4 protein-coding genes are annotated in these 3969 nt (G+C 41.9%); all 4 read right to left on the reverse strand.

The annotated features are described in order from the left end of the window. Positions 1–154: 154 nt before the first annotated feature. A complete protein-coding gene (locus Q3O12_RS01205) occupies positions 155–1120 on the reverse strand; it encodes an IS110 family RNA-guided transposase (protein WP_002246006.1) in 966 nt (321 codons plus the stop codon). 860 nt (positions 1121–1980) lie between these two features. Then, positions 1981–3036: a zonular occludens toxin domain-containing protein gene (locus tag Q3O12_RS01210; protein WP_301668949.1), complete on the reverse strand. Its 1056-nt coding sequence runs from the start codon at positions 3034–3036 to the stop codon at positions 1981–1983. A 2-nt stretch (positions 3037–3038) separates the two neighbouring features. Continuing rightward, entirely contained in the window at positions 3039–3326 is a 288-nt protein-coding gene (locus Q3O12_RS01215; RefSeq protein ID WP_002246009.1) for a DUF2523 domain-containing protein, read from the reverse strand. Position 3327: 1 nt separating this feature from the next. Then, the coding region (locus tag Q3O12_RS01220; RefSeq protein WP_301668950.1) for an IgG-binding virulence factor TspB family protein at positions 3328–3969 on the reverse strand (642 nt) is incomplete at its 5' end.

Raw genomic sequence — 3969 nt, forward strand, 5'->3', positions numbered from 1 at the left:
AAGAAAGATGTTTCTTGATTATTCAAACAAAATAAATTGTAAATTTATTATCTTGTTGTTTTCATTGGTTATTTAGTTTTGCATTTTTTCGGAATACAAAAATCCAAGCGGATTTTTTACAATCCGCTTTTGCTATTTTTATCAGTTCGGTTAGCTAAGCCGTCTGATAACGTGTTTTATCGAAGTCGGTTTCTGTTTTATAAAGATTGAATGCAACGACTAAAATTTTTCTCATCAATGCGCCGATGATCAGCATTTTGGGCTTTTTGGCTTTTTTCAGCCTGTTTGTGAATGCTGGAAAGTAGTTGTTTTTGAATGCGACTAATGCGGCCATGAACAGGGATCCGCGTATTCTTCGGTTTCCGTATTTGGTCATTTTGCTTTTTTTGTTGACGCTTGTCCCTGATATGTTTTGATGCGGATTTAATCCGGCATAGGCTGTAAACTGCTTTGCGTTTTCGAATGTGCTGTTAATAAGGTAGCTCATTAGCGATATGGCTGTTGTTTTGCCTACTGACGGTATTGTCTCTAACCGTTTTGTCAGCTCTTTCATTTTTTTGTCTGATTTGATTGTTTGGTCGATTTTCTTTTTTACTGCATTTAGATGGTTTTCAAGTTCTTTTAGCTGTTTTTCGTGTATTTTCTGTACAAATGAATCTTTTGCTGCTTTGATTCTATTTTTTTGCGATGTCTGTTGTTCTAAAAGTTGGCTTTGAAGTGATAGCAGTCTTTTCAAGCTGTATTGCTGTTCAGTCGGTTTTTCTCTCTTTGGCAGCTCTTCTATTAGTGCTGTTTGGCAAAACTCTGCGATTAGTTTTGCGTCTTGTTTGTCGTTTTTGACTCTGCTGAATCGCTTTTGTGCATAGGCTTTGATTTTTAGCGGGTTTATTACTGATACGTGGTATTCTTCGGCCAAGCAGTCTGCGGCCTGTTCGTAGTAGTTTCCAGTTGCTTCCATGCATACGTATATGTCTTTTTCTCTTTTTGCCGATATCCATTCTTTCAGGTTTTTGCAGCCTTGTTCATCGTTGCTGAATTTTCTGTAATCGGTTTCGCCGTTGATTATGGTAACGACATCAAATGTTTTTGCGGATATGTCTAATCCTACTGCGTTTCTCATGTTAATTTTCCTTACGATTCAGGCTTTAATGCCTTTGATGTTTCTCAATTTCAAACATAAGAAAACCGCCGTCCTTATCTTTCTTTCAATCTTGCGATTAGGAAGTAATCAGGTTCGGCGGCTTTGTCGTCGGTTAGCTATTCCGAGACGTTTGAAGTATATCAGAATCGTATGAATTAATTTTTTGTATTTGCTGGTTTATTTAAAAATTGCTGTTGCGACCCGCTGCATTGTGTTTTTTTACTGCTTTCAGTCCGGTTTTCGCAGGCATGGGGTTTGTGTGCGATTGGAGAACAACCGATAAAAAGGTGCAAGGGGGTATTCATAAAGATTTGGAAAAAAGCACTCCAAATCTTTACAAAACTTCCCCCTTGCACCTTTTTATCGGCCGTTCTCTGTCAAACGCACCCCCATACCTCAGCGAAAACCGGACTGAAAGCAGTAAAAAAAAACAATTCCGCTAGATATTTTCCCCCGCCCTAGCTCCTCCGTCCTGAAGGGCTGGGAAAGGTTTCTGAAACTCAAACAGGCGCGGCAAGCGCGGAAAGGTAGATTGATATGACTTAGATTTGATGATATGACAATTTGTAGAGCGGTGGGGATAAGCAAAATCCCCGAGCGCGAACTAGGGGATTTTTGCATTCCTGCCAAGTTTTAAACTTTACAGGAAATTTTAAAATGCGAATTACCGTTAGCCTCGGAAAACTGCATTTGACTGTATCGGTAGATACGCGGTTTATTCTAGCCGTGTTCATGCTGTTTAGTCAATAACCCACGATTAGAAGGCCGCCATGCAGCGGCCTTTCTTAATTCGCTGCGCCGACAACCGCGCCGCTTTGCGGCTCGAACTTCGCGCCCGCTTAGGACGTTGTAGGGGCTTTTTGCGCGTTGTTTGCGCTGTTGTCCTGTTCTTTGTATGGATTAAAGGGTAGGCCGTTTCTTGCGTACTGTTTGCACATTTCTTTTGTTACTTCTTCCAGCGGTGTTGCTTGATCGCTGTAGCAGGTGCAGCCGGTTTTTCCGCCTTCGATACATGCGGCGATACGCTCATAGGTTTTGACTTGGCGGACGTTGTTGTAAATCGGTTTGGATTCGGGTTTTTCGGCCAACGTCGGGATAAAATCGTCTGCTTTCAAATCTTTATTGATTTTTTGTGATTGTGCTGCTGTATTTAAATCTGCTTCTTGATTTATCGGCTCTGATGCTGAAACTTGTGATGTTGTTTCAAACTGTTCTGGATTTATGTCTTTTTGTGATATTCCATAAACTGTATAGATTTTCCAGCCGATAAATCCGATTATCAGAATTAAAGCCCAAACGGCCAACGGTACTTTTTTCTTAAATTTGATGTGCTGGCTTGATGATTTGTAGTATTTAAATGCTTCTTTGGGCGGTGTGAAATTCTTCGATTCTGTATTTGAAACGGCTGCGGGATTTTCTAAGCTGGTTACGCATTTGTACCACGAATATTGTTTTGTCCCTAATGCTTTTCTTTCTAAATGGATGTGCTTGGATATCAGGTTTCTAACGAAGATATCAAGCTGCTGCGGGTGTTGTGTCATCATGATAACCGTATGGCCGTGATGTCTTAATTCTGTTAATTCTTGAATATAAGGCGGAACGGCTCGGCCTGATGATCTTACCGGATAGGTATAGTGTGCTTCGTCTACTATCAGAACCGCGCCATCAGGGATGATGTCTCTTAGCGGCGCGGACATGATTTGTTCTTCTGTTAGTTCGTGTGCGTTGAACTTTTTTGCGTCTAGTCCGTCGATATGGCAAAAATATAAGGGCCTATCTACTTCTGTTCCGTCTTCGAGTTTCATTTTAAACAATCCGTCTTCGTTGTTTAAAATCATTGAAACTGCTTTTGATGTTTTGCCGGTTCCCATGTTGCCGGTAATCAGATAAATCATTTTTATCCCCTCGGTAATACCGTTGTCAGTTTGTTCAATGCTTTCATGCTTACCCAAAAAGAGAACGCGCCGAAAAGATAGTTAAAACCTGTTCCGAATCCGCCTATCAGTAGAAGGTTATAAATGTCTCCAGGCATGGAGTTTGCCGCATTTAAAAAGTATTCTTTGAATTTATTTAACGCAACCAAATACCCCGCAAACGATACAAATGTCAGACCTGTTGCAATAATGATCCGAACGATCAGCATTCTTAGCAGAAATGCAATTAATGGAATTAGAGCAGCCGGCATTTTATTCCTTTCTCAATGATCCGAATGTGATAAATGCGGACATGATGATAAAGCCGATAATTACGGCGAATCTTACGTTTTCCATTAATGTGCATAATGGCTGATAACTTACGCTAAATGCTTTTCCGAAAACGTGGAATGTTTTGTCTTTCGGACAAACTCCGCTTGACGGAAACATGTTATCGGGCGACCACGTTTCTTCATTTACGGCTTTGGGTATGGCTATGCCTTCAAAATCGTTTTCTGAAGGTTCGCCCATTTCGGCACAGGCTAGGATTTTAGGAAAGAGATCACAGAGCAATCCGCCGTTTCCGTCTGGTTTCTTTTCTTCTCGCCGATCTTTCGGGCTTTCGTTCGGGCTTGGTGTTTCGCCCGGTGTGGGCGTGGGTTTGGGATTGTCTTGATCTGCTTCGCGCGGGTTTTCTTTTTCCTTTGGATTGGTTTCGGGCGTAGGCGCTGGCTTTGGCTTGGTTTCAGGTGCTTCTGCGCTTCCGGGTGTGAGATCGGGACGCTGTATCTCTTCTACTGCTGCCGTTGTGTTGCCTTGTGCGTCTTGGCCGAATGTGATTTTTATCTGCTTGGGCTTTCCGTCTTCGCCTGTTACGGGGCCAAGCGTTACGATTTTGCCGTTTTCGATTTTGAC

This window comes from Neisseria benedictiae (assembly GCF_958267435.1).
Lineage (GTDB): Bacteria > Pseudomonadota > Gammaproteobacteria > Burkholderiales > Neisseriaceae > Neisseria > Neisseria bergeri.

Excerpts from the sequence above, each read along its gene's own strand:
- Q3O12_RS01205 (WP_002246006.1), bottom strand. The coding sequence starts at position 1,120 with ATGAGAAACGCAGTAGGATTAGACATATCCGCAAAAACATTTGATGTC.
- Q3O12_RS01210 (WP_301668949.1), bottom strand. The coding sequence starts at position 3,036 with ATGATTTATCTGATTACCGGCAACATGGGAACCGGCAAAACATCAAAA.
- Q3O12_RS01215 (WP_002246009.1), bottom strand. The coding sequence starts at position 3,326 with ATGCCGGCTGCTCTAATTCCATTAATTGCATTTCTGCTAAGAATGCTG.